At 33.1% G+C, this 20,516-nt stretch carries 16 protein-coding genes; 8 read left to right on the top strand and 8 right to left on the bottom strand.

What is annotated here, in order from left to right:
• Positions 1-7: 7 nt before the first annotated feature.
• The gene (locus IPN31_08855) at positions 8-2,272 is read right to left on the bottom strand and encodes a CRTAC1 family protein (protein MBK8681997.1); all 2,265 of its coding nucleotides are present in this window, start codon (positions 2,270-2,272) and stop codon (positions 8-10) included.
• A 40-nt stretch (positions 2,273-2,312) separates the two neighbouring features.
• Positions 2,313-4,601, bottom strand: coding sequence for a CRTAC1 family protein (locus IPN31_08850; GenBank protein ID MBK8681996.1), 2,289 nt, complete (start codon positions 4,599-4,601; stop codon positions 2,313-2,315).
• Between the two features lie 75 nt (positions 4,602-4,676).
• On the opposite strand from IPN31_08850, the gene panB reads away from it, so the two are divergent.
• The gene (gene panB / locus IPN31_08845) at positions 4,677-5,504 is read left to right on the top strand and encodes a 3-methyl-2-oxobutanoate hydroxymethyltransferase (GenBank protein ID MBK8681995.1); all 828 of its coding nucleotides are present in this window, start codon (positions 4,677-4,679) and stop codon (positions 5,502-5,504) included.
• Here the strand turns inward: panB and IPN31_08840 are convergent, their stop codons facing one another.
• Positions 5,505-6,428 (bottom strand): hypothetical protein, encoded by a 924-nt coding sequence (locus IPN31_08840; GenBank protein MBK8681994.1) that lies wholly within the window; start codon positions 6,426-6,428, stop codon positions 5,505-5,507.
• A 21-nt stretch (positions 6,429-6,449) separates the two neighbouring features.
• Here IPN31_08840 and IPN31_08835 point away from each other — a divergent pair, with 21 nt between their 5' ends.
• The 7 genes from IPN31_08835 (at position 6,450) to IPN31_08805 (ending at position 16,099) form a co-directional block, all read left to right on the top strand.
• Positions 6,450-8,858, top strand: a complete 2,409-nt coding sequence (locus tag IPN31_08835) for a T9SS type A sorting domain-containing protein (protein ID MBK8681993.1) — start codon at positions 6,450-6,452, stop codon at positions 8,856-8,858.
• Positions 8,859-8,880: 22 nt separating this feature from the next.
• The gene (locus tag IPN31_08830; protein ID MBK8681992.1) at positions 8,881-9,768 is read left to right on the top strand and encodes a 3-hydroxybutyryl-CoA dehydrogenase; all 888 of its coding nucleotides are present in this window, start codon (positions 8,881-8,883) and stop codon (positions 9,766-9,768) included.
• Between the two features lie 7 nt (positions 9,769-9,775).
• On the top strand, positions 9,776-10,699 hold the full coding sequence (locus tag IPN31_08825) for an amidinotransferase (protein ID MBK8681991.1): 924 nt from the start codon (positions 9,776-9,778) through the stop codon (positions 10,697-10,699).
• 12 nt (positions 10,700-10,711) lie between these two features.
• Positions 10,712-11,332, top strand: coding sequence for a dethiobiotin synthase (bioD, locus tag IPN31_08820; GenBank protein MBK8681990.1), 621 nt, complete (start codon positions 10,712-10,714; stop codon positions 11,330-11,332).
• Complete coding sequence (gene bioA / locus IPN31_08815) at positions 11,311-12,585, top strand: adenosylmethionine--8-amino-7-oxononanoate transaminase (protein MBK8681989.1); 1,275 nt, start codon at positions 11,311-11,313, stop codon at positions 12,583-12,585. The genes bioD and bioA overlap by 22 nt, the downstream gene beginning before the upstream one ends.
• A gap of 394 nt (positions 12,586-12,979) precedes the next feature.
• On the top strand, positions 12,980-14,497 hold the full coding sequence (locus IPN31_08810) for a T9SS type A sorting domain-containing protein (GenBank protein MBK8681988.1): 1,518 nt from the start codon (positions 12,980-12,982) through the stop codon (positions 14,495-14,497).
• Positions 14,498-15,013: 516 nt separating this feature from the next.
• A complete protein-coding gene (locus IPN31_08805; protein MBK8681987.1) occupies positions 15,014-16,099 on the top strand; it encodes an AI-2E family transporter in 1,086 nt (361 codons plus the stop codon).
• A gap of 27 nt (positions 16,100-16,126) precedes the next feature.
• Here IPN31_08805 and IPN31_08800 read toward each other — a convergent pair whose 3' ends face one another.
• The 5 genes from IPN31_08800 to IPN31_08780 form a co-directional block, all read right to left on the bottom strand.
• Positions 16,127-16,831 (bottom strand): hypothetical protein, encoded by a 705-nt coding sequence (locus IPN31_08800; protein ID MBK8681986.1) that lies wholly within the window; start codon positions 16,829-16,831, stop codon positions 16,127-16,129.
• Positions 16,832-16,869: 38 nt separating this feature from the next.
• Positions 16,870-17,823 (bottom strand): MCE family protein, encoded by a 954-nt coding sequence (locus IPN31_08795; GenBank protein ID MBK8681985.1) that lies wholly within the window; start codon positions 17,821-17,823, stop codon positions 16,870-16,872.
• 4 nt (positions 17,824-17,827) lie between these two features.
• Positions 17,828-18,601 (bottom strand): ABC transporter ATP-binding protein, encoded by a 774-nt coding sequence (locus tag IPN31_08790; GenBank protein ID MBK8681984.1) that lies wholly within the window; start codon positions 18,599-18,601, stop codon positions 17,828-17,830.
• A 1-nt stretch (position 18,602) separates the two neighbouring features.
• On the bottom strand, positions 18,603-19,394 hold the full coding sequence (locus IPN31_08785) for an ABC transporter permease (protein ID MBK8681983.1): 792 nt from the start codon (positions 19,392-19,394) through the stop codon (positions 18,603-18,605).
• A gap of 268 nt (positions 19,395-19,662) precedes the next feature.
• On the bottom strand, positions 19,663-20,442 hold the full coding sequence (locus IPN31_08780; protein ID MBK8681982.1) for an enoyl-CoA hydratase/isomerase family protein: 780 nt from the start codon (positions 20,440-20,442) through the stop codon (positions 19,663-19,665).
• Positions 20,443-20,516: the final 74 nt, after the last annotated feature.

The raw sequence follows: 20,516 nt of genomic DNA, 5'->3' as shown, positions 1-20,516 counted from the left end.
ATGAAGATTACATATTGTGCATACTATGATCAGTCATTTTCGGAAATTGAAAGGGTATAAATGATTTGTAGATTATAGAATCTTTTCCTTCTTCAATCTGCAATTTTGAATTTAATGTTACATCTTTAAATACCTGTGTAATTCCGCTTGCAGGCCAATAGATTTGGAGTTCAGAAATACTGCTTGCATTTCCTAAACCAATTTGTTTTATTAATGGTCCTGAACCAAAACTTCCACCTGTACTCATTGTATTATAAATATCTCTGCTGCTGCCATCCGGATAAACCGTTTTTACTAAAATTCTTGCACCAATTCCATCTCTATTGGATTTATTTCCAACCAGATCAATAGTAATCCATTTGTTCTCATTAATTGTGTTTTCAAAAAATGCACTTTGAAAAGCATCTCCCATATAACCACCACCCATATCCTCAAAAACATCCTGATCACCATCGTTATCAAAATCTGCAAATGCAATTCCATGTCCTTTTTGTAAATGTCCCATTCCGGTTTGTGTAGTTATATCTTTAAAGTCAACTCCCTGATTATTTAGAAACATTTTATTAGGAACTAAGGAAGAATAATTTGGTGTGCCTGTGCCCACATACACATCAAGCCAACCATCATTATTTAAATCACCAAAGTTTACTCCCATTGCCGCCATTGGAACAGTCATACCCGAAGTGCTTGTAATATTTTCAAAGGTGCCATCACCATTATTTTTATATACGGCTGAATATTCACCACGCACTGGTTTATCAAAAAAGTAAGCTGCATTATCGTAATCACAATTACCTGCATCATAAGTAAAAATGAAAATATCCTCCCATCCATCATTATTAAAATCCATTGCCAAAATGGGGAAGCTTTTAATAGGTCCTGAAATACCGGTTGCTTTTGTTACGTCTTCAAATATTAATTTTCCATCATTCTCCTTCGACATATTTTTCAAAATCATATTTTCATGACCTTGACCTGAAATGGCAATATCCATATATCCATCGTTATTAATATCTGTTGCAATAGCTCCTTTTACAAAAGCCAAAATATCAGTATGCGTTTCTGTTGCTTTGTTTTGAAATGTGCCATCACCATTATTAATAAATAATTCGCTGTGATAAGGCTCAGAATCTTTTCGTGTTTCATTGCCAATAAAAATATCTAACCACCCATCGTTATTATAATCTGCAATTGCAGATGAATGAGCAGGAAACAAACTCCATATTCCTGAACTTTTAGTGATGTCTGTAAATGTGCCATCGCCATTATTTTTTAACAGTGAATTTGGCAATTTCCCATAGTCGTTCCACCAGGCTCCTCTCAATATTAATATATCCTGAAAACCATCATTATTAAAATCTGCATGATCCATATTCAAACCTCCGGTAATCCCGGTAAGATTTGCTATTTCAGTGTTATCCGAAAATGTGCCGTCGCCATTATTAATAAAAAATCTTACCTGATCTGTAAGAAACCAACTGCTTGCAACAATATCTAAAAATCCATCATTATTAAAATCATCCACACAAACACCACCAGAGGAAGTTATCATATCCAGCCCTAATGTTATTGCAATATTATTTAGTTTGGGAATAGATGGATCTTCTGCAAACTTCGCCGGATCTATTCTTAATTCAGCAGGCACACCATCTGGATACATACCCAAATTCATTGCAGCAACATTTAATAAAAACATCGCATCTAAATTCTCTTTGTCCTTGCTAATTATTTCTTTAAATAAATCGAATGACTTTTGTGTAGCTTCTTTTTCAGTATAAAAAGCTGCGGATGCAATTGGCAGAATGCAAGATTCTGCAACATGATTTGAAATACAGTTTAATTGCTCACCATATCTCAACATACTAACCGCCTGCATAAAAACAATTTTGCTTTTTTCTTTTTCTGACATACTTCCATAATCGGGATCAGAAAATATTTTATCTAAAATGTCAATCGTCTTTTTTGTATCACCTGATTCAAGATATGCATATGCAGTTTTAAATAATAAATCAAATCGTTCTTTTGACTTTTTTGGTAATGGTTTTTCGTTTAATGAATTTGCCCGCAAATCGCTTGCATATCTGTTAGCGGGATTATCAAAGTAAAGTGCTTTTGCATCTGCAAGATATTTTACCATTGCAGCATGTTCATCCATTGACTCTGAATATTCAATAGTATTTTGTGCAGGTACTTTTTTTTCTTTCTTTTTACTGCAACTTATAAAAATTAAACTCAGAAAAATTGCTAAAGAGAAAATCTTGTAATTAGACATATAGATAAATGAAAGTGATTCTGTTGATTGTTATAAAGCATTACATCATTGAATGATTCATATGATCATGATTTTGCAAAAATTTGAAGGGTATGAAAGTGTTATATTTTACTTCACTTGCATCTTCATTTATTTCAATAAAAGAATTAGGTGTGATGTTGTAAAATTTTTGTACCGTTTTCTTTCCCGGCCATATTACTTCCAATTCAGAAATACTTACAGCATTCGCCAAACCTATTTCTTTTCTGTAGGGAGAAGAACCAAAGCTGGCACCTGAATTTACTGTCATATAAATATTTCTTGAAGTACTGTCCGGATAAACTGCAGTGACTTTTATTCTTGCACCAATTCCATCAAGATTAGATTTAGTACCTTTTAAACTTACATTAATCCATGCATTAGAATTACCCGGATTTTCAAACAATGCATTTGGAAAATTATCACCCGTCAATGCACCTCCTAATACTTGATAAATATCTTGATCTCCATCCATATCAAAATCGGCAAATCCAATTCCATGACCTTTTTGCAAATGACCAAAACCACCTGTATAAGTTACATCCTGAAAATCTTTTCCTGCATTATTTCTAAACATCAGATTAGGAATCAATGTCCTATAATCCGGATTACCTGTTCCCAAATAAAAATCCAGCCATCCATCATTATCCAAATCACCAAAGTTTGCACCCATCGCTATTGTTGGCTGACCCAAATGCAACTCTTCTGCTACAGAACTAAAAGTGCCATCACCATTATTTTTATAAAAATGATTAATGTCCTTATCATAAGGTAAACCTAAAATATAAGCAGGCACCTTATCCAATTTCTCATTGTCGAATGCTGCTATAAATAAATCCAGATCGCCATCATTATCATAATCAAAAAACCATGTAGGAAAACTTTTTTTCGGACCGGTGATACCTGCTTTTTTAGTAACGTTTTCAAATCCGAGTTTCCCATTATTATCTCCTGTTGTATTTCTAAATAATAAGTTGTTCGACAAGTATAATGAAAAAGCCACATCCACATATCCATCATTATCAAAATCACCCGTTGCCACTCCCTTCACATATCCACGCACATCAATACCGGCTTCTTTAGCTAGATTTTTAAAAGTGCCATCACCATTATTAATATAGAGTTCTACCGGATGATCAGGACTTCCTTTGGAGGATTCATTTCCCAACATCAAATCCAACAATCCATCATTATTAAAGTCTTCAAATTTTGCAGTTTGACACGGATGAAAGCTTAATACGCCGGCTGCTTTGGTAACATCGGTAAAAGTGCCATCACCATTATTTTTAATTAACGAATTTGCAGTACATCCATAATTATCCCACCAGCCGCCACGCATTACAAATAAATCCATGTTGCCATCACCATCATAGTCTCCATGTGTAATACTTAAGCCACCACTCATTCCCGTTAAGCCGGTTTGTTCAGTTTTATTTGTGAAAGTACCATCTTTATTATTTTCAAAATATGTAAGTTGCTCATAGCTTTGCCAACCACAAGTGAAGATGTCTATATAACCATCATTATTAAAATCATCTAAAGAGACACCTCCGCTTAAACCATCTTGTGCCACACCTGCGGACATGCCCACATCATAAAATTTACCAATAGGATAGCCACTGTCTTTGCCGAGATTTGGAATTAAATACTCTGCAGGCACATTTGCAGGATACTCTCCTAAAGTCATGTACGCAATATTTAATAACCATTGTGAGATTAAATATTCAGAACTATTCTTCGGTTCGGTTTTAAGTAAATCTTTATAAATAGCAATAGCACTTTCAGAACCTGTTCTGTCCAAATGCACACCATTTCCTGTAATAGGAAATACACAAGATTCTTTATTGTGATTTGCAATACAATTTTGAATTTCAGCATAACGCAAATTGGATACTGCATTTAAATGCATATAAAAATCTTGCATTTTGGGTGGTATTTTTTTAAATGCAGGATCTTTTACAACCTCTGCAAATAATTCACGGCTTTTCCCTGCTTCTCCCACATTCAGATATTCACGGGCTATTTGACATTTTAAGCTAACTGCCTCAACAGGATCTTTTGGTATGGGTTTTTTCTGCAAATCATGCAATCGCAAAAGATTTGAATATTTATTTTCAAAATTATCTACGTCCTTGGCATGCACATTTAAATATTCAATCATTGCTGCATTGCCATCTAAATCCTTTGGATAAGAAGTGCGGATATCTTTAAAATAAGAAGTCAGGTATACTTTTTTATTTTTTACTATTAATCCGGCAGCAACTCCCAATACAACTAATACACTCAAAAAAATGAGTAATTTCTTTTTCATAACTTATTTATTATTTTTTTTCTTTCACTATTAAATTTCTAATTATGTATTTTTCGTCCTCAAAATTAATATTCAATGTCAACTCAACTCACTGATTTTTCAAAAGTTAAGAGGATAACTACGCATACTATCCAGGAAATGAAGCACAATAAAGTAAAAATCAGCATGCTTACAGCATACGATTTCTCAATGGCTCGTATTCTGGATGATGCCGGAGTGGATGTAATTCTTGTTGGGGATTCAGCTTCTAATGTTATGGCCGGGCATGAAACTACACTACCAATCACTTTAGACCAGATGATTTATCATGCGGCTTCGGTTGTTCGTGGTGTAAAAAGAAGTTTAGTAGTTGTTGACTTGCCTTTTGGTTCTTATCAGGGTAATTCTAAAGTTGCTCTTGAATCCACCATTCGTATTATGAAAGAATCGGGTGCACATGGAGTGAAGTTGGAAGGTGGAAAAGAAATTAAAGAATCTATTGAACGCATACTTTCTGCCGGCATTCCAGTTATGGGACATTTGGGTTTAACACCTCAATCAATTTATAAATTCGGCACTTATACTGTGCGTGCTACCGAAGAAATAGAAGCAGATAAATTACAACAAGATGCGTTGCTTTTGGAGCAATTGGGATGTTTTGCAATAGTGCTTGAAAAAATTCCTGCAGATTTAGGTACCAAAGTTTCTATTTCATTACAAATTCCTACTATTGGAATTGGTGCAGGTGGCGGTACGGATGGACAAGTATTAGTTATGCATGATATGCTTGGATTGACAAAAGAATTTAAACCACGGTTTTTACGTCGTTATTTAAATTTATATGATGAAATAAAAAGTGGTGTAAGTAAATATGTGGCTGATGTAAAATCTGCTGACTTCCCAAATGATTCTGAACAGTATTAATCAAATATCAATTGTAATTAATACACTTCCTGTTTCTCTTTTTTTTCCCGGTGCATTCCATGTTCCGCTATAATGTATCATTCCGGGAATAATTCGATTTTGCAATTGTATCATTTTCACTTGCATGGTTACATCAAAATCAAAAACCAAATTATCTGTGCTCAATCTGTAATCTCTTGCAACAATTGAAAAGTCTGCTTTCTTAAACCAGGTAATCATTTCTTTTAATACAACATCACCCGTCTTCACTCCTTCTTTTACTTTAATGCTAAACACATAACATTCTGTACCTGCTTCATTGCGTTGTGAAGTAATACTATAATTATAATACTGCATCATACCTTCATCAAAAATGCTGAGTTTATTATTAATAAACGGAATTCCTTCTACAGGTTTTCCTGGATTAAAAATTAAAATTTTTAATTGGTCTTTTCTTTTTTCAAGTTGCGATATTTCTTTGTCATTAGTTTGCGTTGATACATTTCCCGAACAAATAGTATCACCATATAAAAAAATGTAGGAAAACATTTTCGCAGTGTAGTAATTCATATCTCCTTTTTTGTCAAAGAAATCACCTGTAGTTGTTTGATAAAAAGGAACCATCCATCTACAATTATTTGCTGTTTGTTGCAATGATTTATTATTCAAAGATGCTTGTGTCAATCCTCGTTTATCAAACATTCTTACATTAGCTGCAGATGAATATTGCACTTGTCGCAATGTTCGAAATGATTGATAAAAGGTGGTATCATTTTGTACCATCAAAATAAAATCAGAAACATCAAATCCACTTTTAGAATCGGCAATTACCACAGAATCCAGATGAATTATCGGATAAATGTAAACAGTATCCGTTTGCGCAAATAATACCTGCATTTGTATAAGACAAAACATCAACCACAACCATTTTTTTCTAACTTGCATCTTGTTGTAAAAATAAGAGATATGTGTAAACTGATAAATCGCAATTTTCAATTTCTGATAGTAATATTTATTTTATGTATGGCAAAAATCAGCACGGCAAGTGTAAGTGATTCCATTGATATTTTACATACCACTATTCGTTTGAATATTACAAACTATGTAAGCAAAGTAATTTCCGGAAATGCAGAAATTCAATTAACGGCGAAAGTGGATAATATAAATTCCATTCCATTAGACCTGCAAAAACTCACTGTTGATTCTGTAAAATCAGGAGAAACTTCTCTCACATTTGAATATAATGACACACTATTATTAGTTCATTTACCTGCAATAATCAACACCGGTGATACTTCAGTAATCACTGTATATTATCATGGCAGTCCGGATAAAGATGGCAGTTGGGGAGGTTGGTATTGGACAGGAAATTACAGTTTCCAATTAGGTGTAGGTTTCGATTCTGACCCACATAATTTCGGACGTATCTGGTTTCCATGTTTCGATAATTTTACTGAACGGTGCACTTTTCGTTATGAAATAATTACAACTAATGATTACAAAGCAGTTTGTGGTGGAGTACTAGAAAGCGAAATTGATAATGGCGATAGCACAACCTTATGGATATGGAATTGCAATCAAACAATTCCATCTTATCTTGCTTCGGTGGCTGTTTCTACTTATGAAACAGTGCACATGACTTATAACGGAATTATGGAAACCATTCCCATTGAATTAGCTGCGAATGCAGCGGATACCACTAATCTTAAAAATTCATTTATTCACCTTATTGATGCCCTCTCTATTTTTGAAAATGCGTATGGACCATATCAATGGGATAGAGTGGGATTTGTAGCAGTGCCTTTTAATGGAGGTGCGATGGAGCATGCAATGAATATTGCGTATCCCTTATTTGCAGTAACCGGAACTACAGTTTGGGAAGATTTAATGGCGCATGAATTATCACATCATTGGTGGGGAAATTTAATTACATGTGCTGATGAAAAGGAGATGTGGCTGAATGAAGGATGGGCAGAATATTCGGCACATCTTTTCAAAGAAAATTTATATGGCGAACAAGCATACAGAGATGTTGTGGATGCAAATCATTTGGAAATAATTAATTATGGTTTTGCAAATGATGGTGGTAATTATTTTGCGTTAGCAGAAATGCCACATGATTATACTTATGGTTTTACCACTTATAATAAAGGTGCAATGGTTGCACATAATTTAAGAGGATATATGGGTGATGAAATGTTTTTTGAATGTATTACAGGTTTTTTATCAGACCATGCATTTCAAGCTGTAACAAGCGAGCAATTCAGAGATTATTTAAGTACATGCAGTGGAACAGATATGACTCCCTTTTTTGATGGATGGGTGTTTAACCCAGGTATGCCTGCATTTGAATTTCAATCTACAGGATACTCGCACATGATAGGTTTATTTGATGTTTGTATTCAACAAAAATTAAATCATGCGCCAGAATTTTTTAATGCAGTGCCTTTAGAACTTTCATGGGTAAATAACGATGGTGAAGAATTAAATACTGAAACAATAATTATGAACGGCGAATACTTTGAATTATCAATAGGAACACCTGTATTTGAAGAAGCTAATTTAATAATTGACCGACAAAATAAAATCGCTGATGCAGTTACAGCAGAAGAATTTTTTCTTACAGATATCGGAATTTATGATTCTGGTTTAGGAAAAATGATTTTCAAAGTAAATGCTTTAGATGCAGATACTACATGGATGCGTATTGAACATTATTGGGTAGCTGCCGATGGTTTCAGAACACCGGTTACTGGACTGCATGTAAACTCACAACGCTACTGGAGAATTATTGGAGGATTTAATGGAGATAATATTTCAGCTACTTTAAAATTTAATGGAACAGCTAATACTTCCGGTGGATATTTAGATGATGAATTTATTTCCAATTCAGATGATAGTCTTGTACTGTTATATCGCTCAGATCCGCAAGAGGAATGGTCAATTTATTCTTATTATGAATTGAATACATGGGGAGTGAGTACGGATAAACGAGGTGCATTTGAACTGGATAAATTATTACCCGGCGAATATGCAATTGGTATTTATAATAATGCTTTACCTACTGCGGAATTAGATACTAATTATTGCGCATGGCTCTCCACAGATATTAGCGAAACAGTACAACCATACAATTGGAAATTATATCCCAATCCTGCAAATAATACATTAACAATTGAGAATTATAATATCAATCAACAAGGTGATTTACGTATTTATGATTGTAATGGTATTTTAATTTTTATGCAATCACTTTCAGGAATGGATTCACATTTTACAATAGACACATCAAAGTTTCCACAAGGGCTATATAATGTGTGCGTAACCACTAATGGCGCATTATCTGCCGGTCAAAAGCTGCTTATTATTCGCTAAGTTTGCGCAAAGCAAAATTTAGATGAAACAAATTACAGTAATTGGCGCAGGTACAATGGGGAATGGCATTGCACATGTGTTTGCAATGAATAACTATTCCGTAAATATTGTGGATGTTTCCGAATCTGCATTACAAAAAGCAATGGCAACTATCGAAAAAAATTTAGATAGAATGCTTACCAAAGGAACTATTGATGCCGCCAAAAAAGAAAGCACTTTACATAATTTAAAAATTCATACTACGCTTGCGGATTGTGTGAGTTCTTCTGATTTAGTAATAGAAGCTGCTACCGAAAGATTAGATCTCAAATTAAAAATATTTACTGAATTAGATCAGATGTGTAAAGCTGATGCGATACTTGCTTCCAACACTTCTTCTATTTCAATTACAAAAATTGCTTCTGCAACAAAACGTGCAGATAAAGTAATAGGAATGCATTTTATGAATCCTGTTCCGGTAATGAAATTGGTAGAAATAATTCGTGGTTATGCTACCAGCGATGCTACTACAAATCTTATAATGGATGTAAGTAAAAACCTCGGTAAAATTCCTGTTGAAGTAAATGATTATCCGGGATTTGTTGCAAACCGAATTTTAATGCCGATGATTAATGAAGCAATGTACACTTTTCATGAAGGTGTTGCCGGTGTGCATGAAATTGATACAGTTATGAAATTGGGAATGGCGCATCCGATGGGACCTTTACAACTTGCAGATTTTATTGGTCTGGATGTGTGTCTCAGCATTTTACATGTATTGCATACCGGTTTTGGAAATCCTAAATATGCGCCTTGTCCTCTATTAGTAAATATGGTAACAGCCGGTTACCTCGGAATAAAAAGTGGTGAAGGATTTTACAACTACACCGGCGGAACAAAAGACCTGATAATTTCTGAACGATTTAAATAAAAATTTTATGACTCCTGTTTTTGCAAAAGCATACAGACCTGAAGAAGTGCATTTCACATTAGACGATTGCGATAGCCGCAATGAACCTCGACGTGTTATGATGTGTACGCCGGAATATTTTGAAATTAAAGATGTGAAAAATGCACACATGCAAGGCAAAACTTTAAATAAGGAAAAAGCAAAACAACAGTGGGAAAATTTAAAGGCTACTTACGAAAAATTGAAAGATCAAGATATCATTGATGAAGTACTAATTGTAGATGGTGTTGAAGAATGTGAAGACATGGTGTTTTGTGCAAATCAAAGTTTTCCGTGGGTGATGTGGAATGGAGAAAAAATTGTGGTGATGAGTAACATGATGCATGAATCACGACAGACGGAAGTAATTTATTTCGAAGATTTTTATAAGGATCTTGGTTATAAAATTTTTAATATGCAAAGCCGCTATCATTTTGAAGGCATGGGTGATTTAATTGCACATCCGGGAAAAAAATTATTGTACGGCGGTTATGGTTTTCGCACCGAACGCAATGCCTATGATGAAGTATGCAGAATGTTGGATGCACCGATTATTACTCTTGAATTAGTGAATGAAAATTTTTATCATTTGGATACTTGTTTTCTTCCATTGAATAATACTGAAGTAATTATTGCACCTGAAGCATTTTCTTTTGAAGCATTGCAAATTATTCGTAAAATGTTTGAAGGTGTTTATGAAATTCCTTTGGAAGAAGCATTGGAAGGTTTTGCTGCAAATGCACACATGATTTATCAACCACAAAAAAATAAATCTGCTGCAATTATTCAAAGAGGTAATCCTGTTACTTTAAATTTATTACAACAATGCGCTTCCAATGTTATCGAATTAGATACTACAGAATTTATGAAAAGTGGTGGCAGTGTTTTCTGTATGAAAATGATGGTGTATTAAAAATTAAAAATAATGCCGAAAGGATATTGTATTGCAGGAATAGGAACTGGTGTTGGCAAAACAATTTTTTCAACAATCATTACAGAAGCATTACATGCAGATTACTGGAAACCTGTTCAGTGCGGTGATTTAAATAATTCAGATACACTTATTGTAAAATCACTTGTTACCAATTCTAAAACAATTTTTCATCCTGAAACTTTTCGACTTAAAGAACCGATGTCGCCACATGCTGCGGCCGCAATTGATGGTGTAGCTATTAATCCTGCTGATTTTAAATTACCCGAAACAGAAAATACAATTATTATAGAAGGAGCCGGTGGTTTAATGGTGCCACTCAACGATACTTTTTTAATTGTTGATTTATTTAAACAACTCAATCTTCCTGTAATTCTTGTAAGCAGAAATTATTTAGGGAGTATCAATCATACAATTCTTTCCTATGAAATTTTAAAACAAAAAAATATACCTATTGCAGGTTTGGTATTTAATGATGCAGGTAATTTTACCACTGAAAATTTTATTATTGAATACACACAACTTCCTGTTTTGCTAAAAATAGATTCTGAAAATAAATGGGATAACACAACAGTAAAAAAATACAGTTTACAATTAAAAACAATTTTACATTGAGCAATAAAAATTATATATGGCATCCGTTTACACAAATGAAAACTGCGGATGTTCCTATTCACATTGTAAAAGGCGAAGGTGCTTTATTATGGGATAACAACGACAATACTTATATAGATGCAATCTCAAGTTGGTGGACAAATATTCACGGACATGCAAACCCATACATCGCAGAAAAAATGCATGCTCAACTTTTGCAATTGGAGCATGTAATTTTTGCAGGGTTTACGCATACACCCGCAGAAACATTAGCAGAAAGATTAATTGAAAATCATTTACCAAAAAATCAAAAGAAAGTTTTTTTTAGTGATAATGGTTCTACCGCAGTAGAAGTTGCAATTAAAATGGCGCTGCAATATTGGTTTAATAAAGGAATAAAAAAAACAAAAATTATTGCATTAGAAAACAGTTATCATGGCGATACATTCGGCAGTATGAGTGTAAGTGCCCGAAGTGCATTTACACATGCGTTTGATACCATGCTATTTGATGTAATTCATATTGCTCCACCTTATGCCGGACAAGAACAACAATGCTCTAACGCATTGCGGGAATTATTAAATTCTGATGATACTATTGCTGCAATTATTTATGAACCCTTAGTACAAGGTTCAGGTGGTATGCACATGTATGCACCTGATGCATTGGATATGCTTATCAGTATTTGTAAATCAAAAAATATCTTGTGTATTGCTGATGAAGTGATGACAGGTTTTTATCGCACGGGAAAAATGTTTGCCTCCGACTACTGTATTAATAAACCGGATATAATATGTATCAGCAAAGGAATAACAGGTGGTACGATGGCATTGGGATTAACTACATGTACTGAAGAAATATTCAATGCATTTTATGATGATGATGCAAAAAAAGCATTGTATCACGGACATTCCTATACAGGAAATCCCTTAGCTTGTGCTGCTGCAAATGCAAGTTTGGATTTATGTGAACTACCTGCATTTAAAAAACAAATTGAAACCATTTTACAAATGCACGGTGATTTTATTACCACATTGCAACACCATACCAAAGTAAAAAATGCAAGACGTGCAGGAACCATCCTTGCGTTTGAAATTGAATCAAGTAACAGCGATTATTTCAGCACTATAAAAAAAACATTGTATCCCGCTTTTTTAAAAGCAGGTGTATTATTGCGACCACTTGGAAATACAATTTACATCATGCCACCGTATTGCATCACCGAACAGCAATTGCAAAAAGTATATGATGTGATTGAGAAGGTAATTGGTTGATTGTATTCTTTTATTTTTTTGAGTTATAATTCTCAGTAAAAATTCCATCTTATAATTGTTTATCTAAAAAAATTTGATTAACTATGTAGATAATTATTTATTTAACTACTAAATATTTTATCATGAACACCTTAACTTTCTACTCCCAAATCTTATTTCGCCGCTTCGCCGCTTCGCCGCTTCGCCGCTTCGCCGCAAAGCAGGAAAGCTTAAAGTACTTGTTTTCTGTATCTTATGCCTCATGATTTCATTTCCGGTACTTTCACAATGTACACTTACAAAGGAAACTTGCACACTCACTTATTCTACTGAAAATTTTACTTCATCAATTAGATTTTTGGACGGAACATCTCAATCGGATATAATTTCAATTATTTCCAATAAATAAAAAATTATGAAAAATTATTTTTTACTGATAACCATGATTGCTTTTTGCAATCATGGTTATTCTCAATTACAAAATGCTAATTGGGTTTTTGGCGATAGTGTAGGGCTATCATTCAGTGATGATTCAATTTTTACATTTAACAGCAAATTAGGATGTTGGCATGCAAGCGCAACAATTTCGGACTCGGCTGGGCAATTACTCTTTTATACAAACGGACAATCCGTTTTCAATAAAAATCATGAATTAATGACCAATGGTGATGGTCTAAATATTGCAGCTTCAGGAAATTCTGAATATCCATATTCTCAATACAAGCAACCAGTTCTAATAATTCCTAAGCCGAATAACTTCAATACATTTTATATATTTCACGTGGTAGGAAATCCAGATAGTGCTTCTTTGGATTATAGTGTAGTTGATTTAAATACCGATGATGGATTAGGAATGGTAGTTTCTAAAAACAACCACATTCTAATATGTTATGATTTTTTTAGTGAAGACTGTACAACTTCATCTGGATGGGTTAATGCAGTTCGCCATGCGAATGGTAGAGATTGGTGGCTCATATCATTTGCAAAAAATATTGAATCAATTGATCCCGCAAAATTTATTTTTATTTTAATTACGCCTGAAGGTATAGCCTTACCCAAGTTTCAGGTGGAATTGCCAGACTATGTTATTGACCCAATTTATTATGGTTCGTTAAATCAAACTGCAATCTCCCCAAGTGGAGATATTTTGGCATATTCTGTTGGTAATAAAGTAGATTTATTTCAATTTGACAGATGTGAAGGAAGTGTTAAATATTTATACTCCTTAGATTGTGGGAGTTTAAATGCGATAGATGTAATCTTTTCTTCTGATGGCTCTAAACTCTATATAATTGCAAATGGAAATACTTATACAACAATAAGGATTTTTCAATTTTGTTTTACATGCGGTATTGATGTTCAAGAAACCAAAACGGAGATATATAAAAATACTTACTCTAATTATGAATTTTCAAATCTCCAATTAGGTATTGATAATAAAATATATTTTGGATATGAATATAAAGAGGGATCACCTATAGAGACCAAATCTTTTATTAATACACATCTAAGTGTAATAAATGAACCAAATAATGAAGGTTTATTATGTGATGTTGACACTCTTACTATTGATCTTGGCGATAGAATTTTTACCGGTGGTTTTCCTAATATAATAGATTTTGATTTGGGAGTTTTATATCATAGTGGTTGCGATACTATAAGCACAGAAATAAATAATATACAAGCATCGAGTGCAATTCAGATTTATCCAAACCCTGCAAATGAATATATTTATATTTCATCTGAAACATATAAGAATGAAAAATGTCTATTGGAGTTATATAATTCTACAGGCACACTTGTAAGCAGGTATGAGAAAGTTTTTGTAAATGAAACAATTCAATTACCAAAATTAAATTACGGTGTGTATCTCGCAGTAATTACAACAAGTTCTGGTAAACAATTTTCTGAAAAGCTGGTGATAACAGAATAATTTTTAAAAGTGATAAAGCCATTGCAAAAAGCGATGGCTTTTTTTTCTAAATAAATATTGTACTTTCTAAATAACAATTTAAAAACTATTTATTACGGTTTCTAAAGATACCAATGGCATCTCATGTTTATAGCAAAATAAATTAAATGAATTTGTATGACCCCGCCAGTATCGCATGTGTTTTGGTTGTAATTTTTTCTAAAAACATCTTATCCCATCGGAATAAATAAGTTGGCTCTATGTATTGCAGAATTATATATTTTTTATATAGAAATTACAGAAATAAAAAAAAATCAGCCACGAATTACACGAAAAAAAGGACGAATGCACGAATAGATTTTCTTTTATTCGTGCACCTGCCTACCAAAGGCAAGTTCGTGTTTCAAATATATTCGTGTAATTCGTAAACAAATTTTTTAAAATCTGTGCAGCGTATCATTTGGATTTATTAAACATATTTTAGAGCATTACATTTCATTTAAATAATATTACTCAATAGAAAGAAATACAAGCGCAATGAAATATCTTAATCTCACCAATATTATTAAACTATTATTTTTTACTGCTTTAATTTTCACTGCACTTATTCTGGGTGAAAATTTTTTCAAACCGATTGTTATCGCTATGTTGTTGTCCATGTTATTTCTGCCTTTATGCCAACGATTAGAAAAGTGGGGATTACACCGGGGGCTTGCTGCTGCAATTTGTTCCTTAATAATTTTAATTGTTATTGCAACCTTAGTAACGGTAGTAACATGGCAGATTACAGGTATATCTCAGGACATGGCGAACGTAGAACAACAGATAAGAACATTTATTAATAATGCCAGAAATTTTATTACCGAAAAATTAAATTTTTCACGGGAACAACAGGAGGAATTAATTAAAAAGCAATCTGAAGGAAGTGGAAATGTAGTGAAGTCTATTCTGGGTTCGTTTTCTACATTAATTACAAGTACAATACTGGTACTTATTTATAATTTATTATTTCTGTTATTGCGCAGCAGATTTAAAGAAGGAATAATAATGCTGTTTGAAGAAAAGCATAAAGAAGAAGCAAAACTTGTGTTGAAGAAGATTCAAAAAGTGTCATTTCAATATCTAGCCGGTATGATGGTTATGATTGTTTGTTTATGGATATTGTATTCCATAGCTTTTTCAATCATCGGTGTTAAACATGCGATATTTTTTGCTGTGTTATCCGGTACATTAGAAATAATTCCGTTTGTCGGAAACATTACCGGCAACACATTAACAGCAGTGATGGCATTGGTGCAAGGTGGTGGAATTTCAATGGCATTATGGGTAGCGGGTTCATATATGTCTATTCAATTATTACAAAATTATTTATTGCAGCCAATCATTATTGGAAAGGCAGTAAACATCAATCCATTTTTTATAATAGCAACATTAATATTAGGAGGTTTCATCTGGGGTATAGCAGGTATGGCGATTTGTATTCCTATAACTGCGATTATTAAAATTATTTGTGATCATGTAGAAGCACTAAAACCCATTGGTGAAATGCTCGGCAATGGAGAGGAAGAAAACGATGATACTTTTGTGGAAAGAATAAAAGGATTTTTTAAAAAGAATAAATAATTTATAATTCACTATTAATAAATATAATTATTCCTTTTTCTCCGGCTCCAATTTCGTTTGAATTAATTCGCCTTCATCAGCCACTAATTCACTTGCATCTCTTAATCGCATTGCATTTAAAAGTTCAGTAATATTCATCGCTTTTTGTGCACTATTTATTTTCAAAGTTTTATAAACCCCGAATAGCGAGCCTATCGAACCCATTGGATCAGCAGGATTTACTTTTACATTATCCGGGTTCACATTATCGGTAGGGTTTTCAAATTCCAATTCTTCATTTTGTCTTTCGGTGTATTCCGCAACCATACTATCCAAATAAATTTGAGTCGGATATTGAATCATCGCATCATAAGAAGCGGTAACCTCATTCCAGTTTTGCAGAAATGATTGCACATATTTATTATTCTTTTTCTTGCCTTCTAAAAAATACTTATCTACTTTTTTAAAGTTCGATATACTTTTTTTCTTCAATAAATCCGAAATCATTTGCATAATTAATTGATCTTCCTTAATACGCAAATCATTGTATTTAGTAATCATCATACTTTTCTCTGCATCGCTTAAAGCATAATGATTAAAAATCCGAATGGCATGCGTTTCAGCAGTTCTTTTATTATAGGCCATCTCCCCCACTAAACCCAGATTACTCAATTTGTCTTCACTTTGTGCAATGGCATTAGAGCAATTTATGCATAAAATTATTATGCTGAATAAGGTGATAAATTTTATCATTGAAACCAATTTTTTAAGCTTAAATAATTTTAGAATTGCTAATCTTTAAAAAATCCACGGAACAAAAAATTGTGCTGCAGGGCTTCCATGTTTTCATCTAATTTTTTTGAAGCAGCTTGCAGATTGGTAATGGTTTCTTTTAGCTGAGCTGCTACTTGTGGGTCATTCAATATTACACCTGCAGGACTTGTAGTATCAGTGCTTAATTTTTCTGTAATTGTATTTAAATTATCTACCATTGCATTTGCACTTTTAGTAAGTTCTTCTATTTGCATTACAGAATTTTTAATTGAGGGATAAATAGCAGTATCTGTCAAAACATCATTCACTAAAAATCCTTCATCATCCAATTGATCAGAAAATTGATTAATGTTTGCCGTTAGTTTATTTACATTCTGAATAGCACTTTGTAAAGTTGCTATAGAAGTGTGTAAATCATTATAAATCCTATCATCCGTTAGCAGTTTTCCAACAGTGCCTTCTCCTCGATTTATTTTTGAAAGTATCTCTTTAAAATCTGTAGTGATTGCAAGTATGTTTACATTATTTTCTTGCAATGTTGTCATCATTTCCTCAGTGCTGTTAAGTTTTGTGGATGATAATACATCACCAGTTTCCACTTGCGGTGAGTTTTCTGTACCTCCAAAAATGATTAGAATTTTATTACCAATTAAGCCATCAGAACCAAGTTTTACTAATGCATCTTTCTTGACATATGCTCTTGATTTCTCCTCAATATCCATAATTACTTTTACTTGTGAAGTACCATAGAAACTAATCTCTTTCACAGTGCCGATTTTCACTCCTGAAAACCAGATATTATTTCCCAGCTTTAATCCATTCACATCATCAAATACTGTGGATACAAGAAATGATTTTGTAAAGGTTTTATTAATATTTCCTATAGCCAGCACACCTACCACAAAAAATACAAGTCCAATAGCGGTAAATATTCCAACCCTTACAGATTTTTTATTTTTTTCAGCGGTCATAGATTTAATTTATAAAATTATAGTCGAAAAACTTTTTAACTGTTTCATCTTCTGTTGAAAATATTTCATCGAATGTGCCACGTCTTAAAAATCTGCCATCAATCAACATGGCAATTCTATCTCCTGTTGCTTTGGCACACGTAAGATCATGTGTGATAATAATACTTGTGGTATGATATACCTGCTGCACTTTATTAATAAGATTATTTATTTCGATGCAAGTGATTGGATCCAATCCGGCTGTTGGTTCATCATACAACATCACTTCAGGTTTTAACATCAGTGTTCTTGCAATGCCAATTCTTTTGCGTTGACCACCCGATAATTCTGATGGCATCTGATGAATTGCTTTAATAAGACCAACTGCTTCCAATGCTTCATTCACACTTTCATCAATTTGAGATTGAGCTAATTTCCTGTTATTGCGAACAAGCGGGAATTCAAGATTTTCTTTCACCGTCATGCTATCATATAATGCACTACTTTGAAAAGAAAAGCCAAGTTTCAATCTGAGTTGTTGCAATTCTTTTTCTGAAAGCGTTGAAATATCATTTCCTAAAACAACTACTTTTCCTTTATCGGGTTTTAATAATCCGGCGATAATTTTTATCAATACAGATTTACCAGTTCCGGATCGACCTAGCACAACAAGATTTTCTCCTTTGTAAATATCAATAGTAATTCCTTGTAAAATATGCAAATCGCCAAATGATTTATGCAAATTCTCAATAGATATGGCTACATTATTTGTATCTGTAATAACAGGTTCGTGTTTCATATTAAGCTAGTCTAATCCAATTAGATATTTGTACAATAACTATCTCTTCAATGAAAACTAAAAACATACTTATAATAACTGCTCTGTTTGCTGCCATACCTACCCCTTCAGTACCCTTTTCTGCATGATAACCACTATAACATCCCACCATTCCGATAGTAAATCCATAGAAAATTGCTTTAAACAAACCGGTAAAAATATCTAGAAACGTAATTGGAGAAAATGCGTCCTGAAAAAATGTTACAAAACTCGTTGCTTCATTTTGATGTACATTTAAAAATGATCCCATCAAAGCAACAAAACCAAAATACATCATCAAAATAGGAATCATAACAGTGGTGGCAGTTACTCTTGTTACTACTAAAAATTTAAATGGATTAGTACCTGAAACTTCCATCGCATCTATTTGTTCAGTTACTCGCATTGAGCCTAGTTCTGCTCCGATATTAGATCCTATTTTTCCCGATCCAATTAATGCAGTAACTAATGGTGCTAGTGCTCTCACAACAGCAATTGCAATTAATGATGGCAGCCAGCTTGCTGCACCAAATTCAATTAATGATGGCCTGGATTGTTTTGTGAATACAATACCGGTAACGAAACCAGTTAATGTAATTAATAATAATGATCTGACACCGATATTATAACATTGCTTTATAAATTCTCGCCACTCAAACGGACCATTGAATAACTGACGGAAATACTGCCCCATAAATTGCATTGTATGCGTGAGTCCACCAAATACTGCATCCAGATTTTTTGATATTACATGTGGTCTTCTCGTAAATTTCATGTTTAAGTAAAGTAATTATAATTATAAAAAATTGGGAATAATGATAACATCAAATATAGTAAGTCTTTATTATCCTTAAACTGCATTTGTAAGTAACAGAATTCTTTTCAAATTGTTGATTTTAATTTATTTTCCATCCCTCGGTTAAAACCGAGGGCAATGGATAGTGTACTGTTGTAATTTTCTATGAATTTATTTCCCTCGGTTTTAACCGAGGGTGATGATTATATATTATGTAATTAAATTTCTAATTTATTAATAATAAATTTTATTCCCATATCGGTTTTTTCTTTTCTAAGAAACTTTGAATTCCATATTTGCAATCTTTAGTTGCTCTTGCTTTTGCATTTATTTGCGCAGCCAATATAATTGCATCATCCAAACTTAATTCCTGCACCTGTGCAATCATCAACTTAGTTATCTGCACCGCACTTCTGCTTGTATTTTGAATTAATTCTTCTGCCAATACATTTACAGCATCATCCAATTCAGCAGCAGAAACTACTTTATTAATCATGTTATATTGCAATGCGGTATTTGCATCAATTAATTTTCCTGTTAGCAATAATTCTTTTGCATGTGTTTCAGAAATTTTGCGCAATAAAAACACCATAACAATGGCAGGGACAAAACCAATTTTTACTTCCGTATATCCAAACTGTGCATGACTCACACTAATTGCAAAATCACACACTGTTGCCAAACCACATCCACCAGCAATTGCATGTCCATTAATTTTTGCAATCACCGGTTTCTGTAATGTATAAATCAACATATATAGTTCAGTAAGTCTTTTTGAATCATCCGTATTTTCCTCCAAAGAATTGTTTTGTAATGATTGCAAATATGCAAGATCAGCACCTGCAGAAAACACATCCCCTGCACCAGTCAGTATTATAACTTTTACTTTTTCATCGGATTCTGCTTTCCGAAATGCTGCTTTCAATTCTTCTACTAATTCTGCATTAAATGCATTTCTTTTTTCTGCACGATTAATTGTAATCGAACATTTTTTTTCTATAACTGAATATAAAATAGATTGATACATAGGCTTTAAAATTAATCATTCAAAAAAATACAGTTAAAAAAAAACCTCTCATTGCTGAGAGGTTTTAAATAATG

This window comes from Bacteroidota bacterium, assembly GCA_016715425.1.
In the GTDB taxonomy this organism is placed as follows: domain Bacteria; phylum Bacteroidota; class Bacteroidia; order Chitinophagales; family BACL12; genus JADKAC01.
Note: the sequence above shows the minus strand (reverse complement) of the source record. Positions and strands in the feature narration are given on the sequence as shown.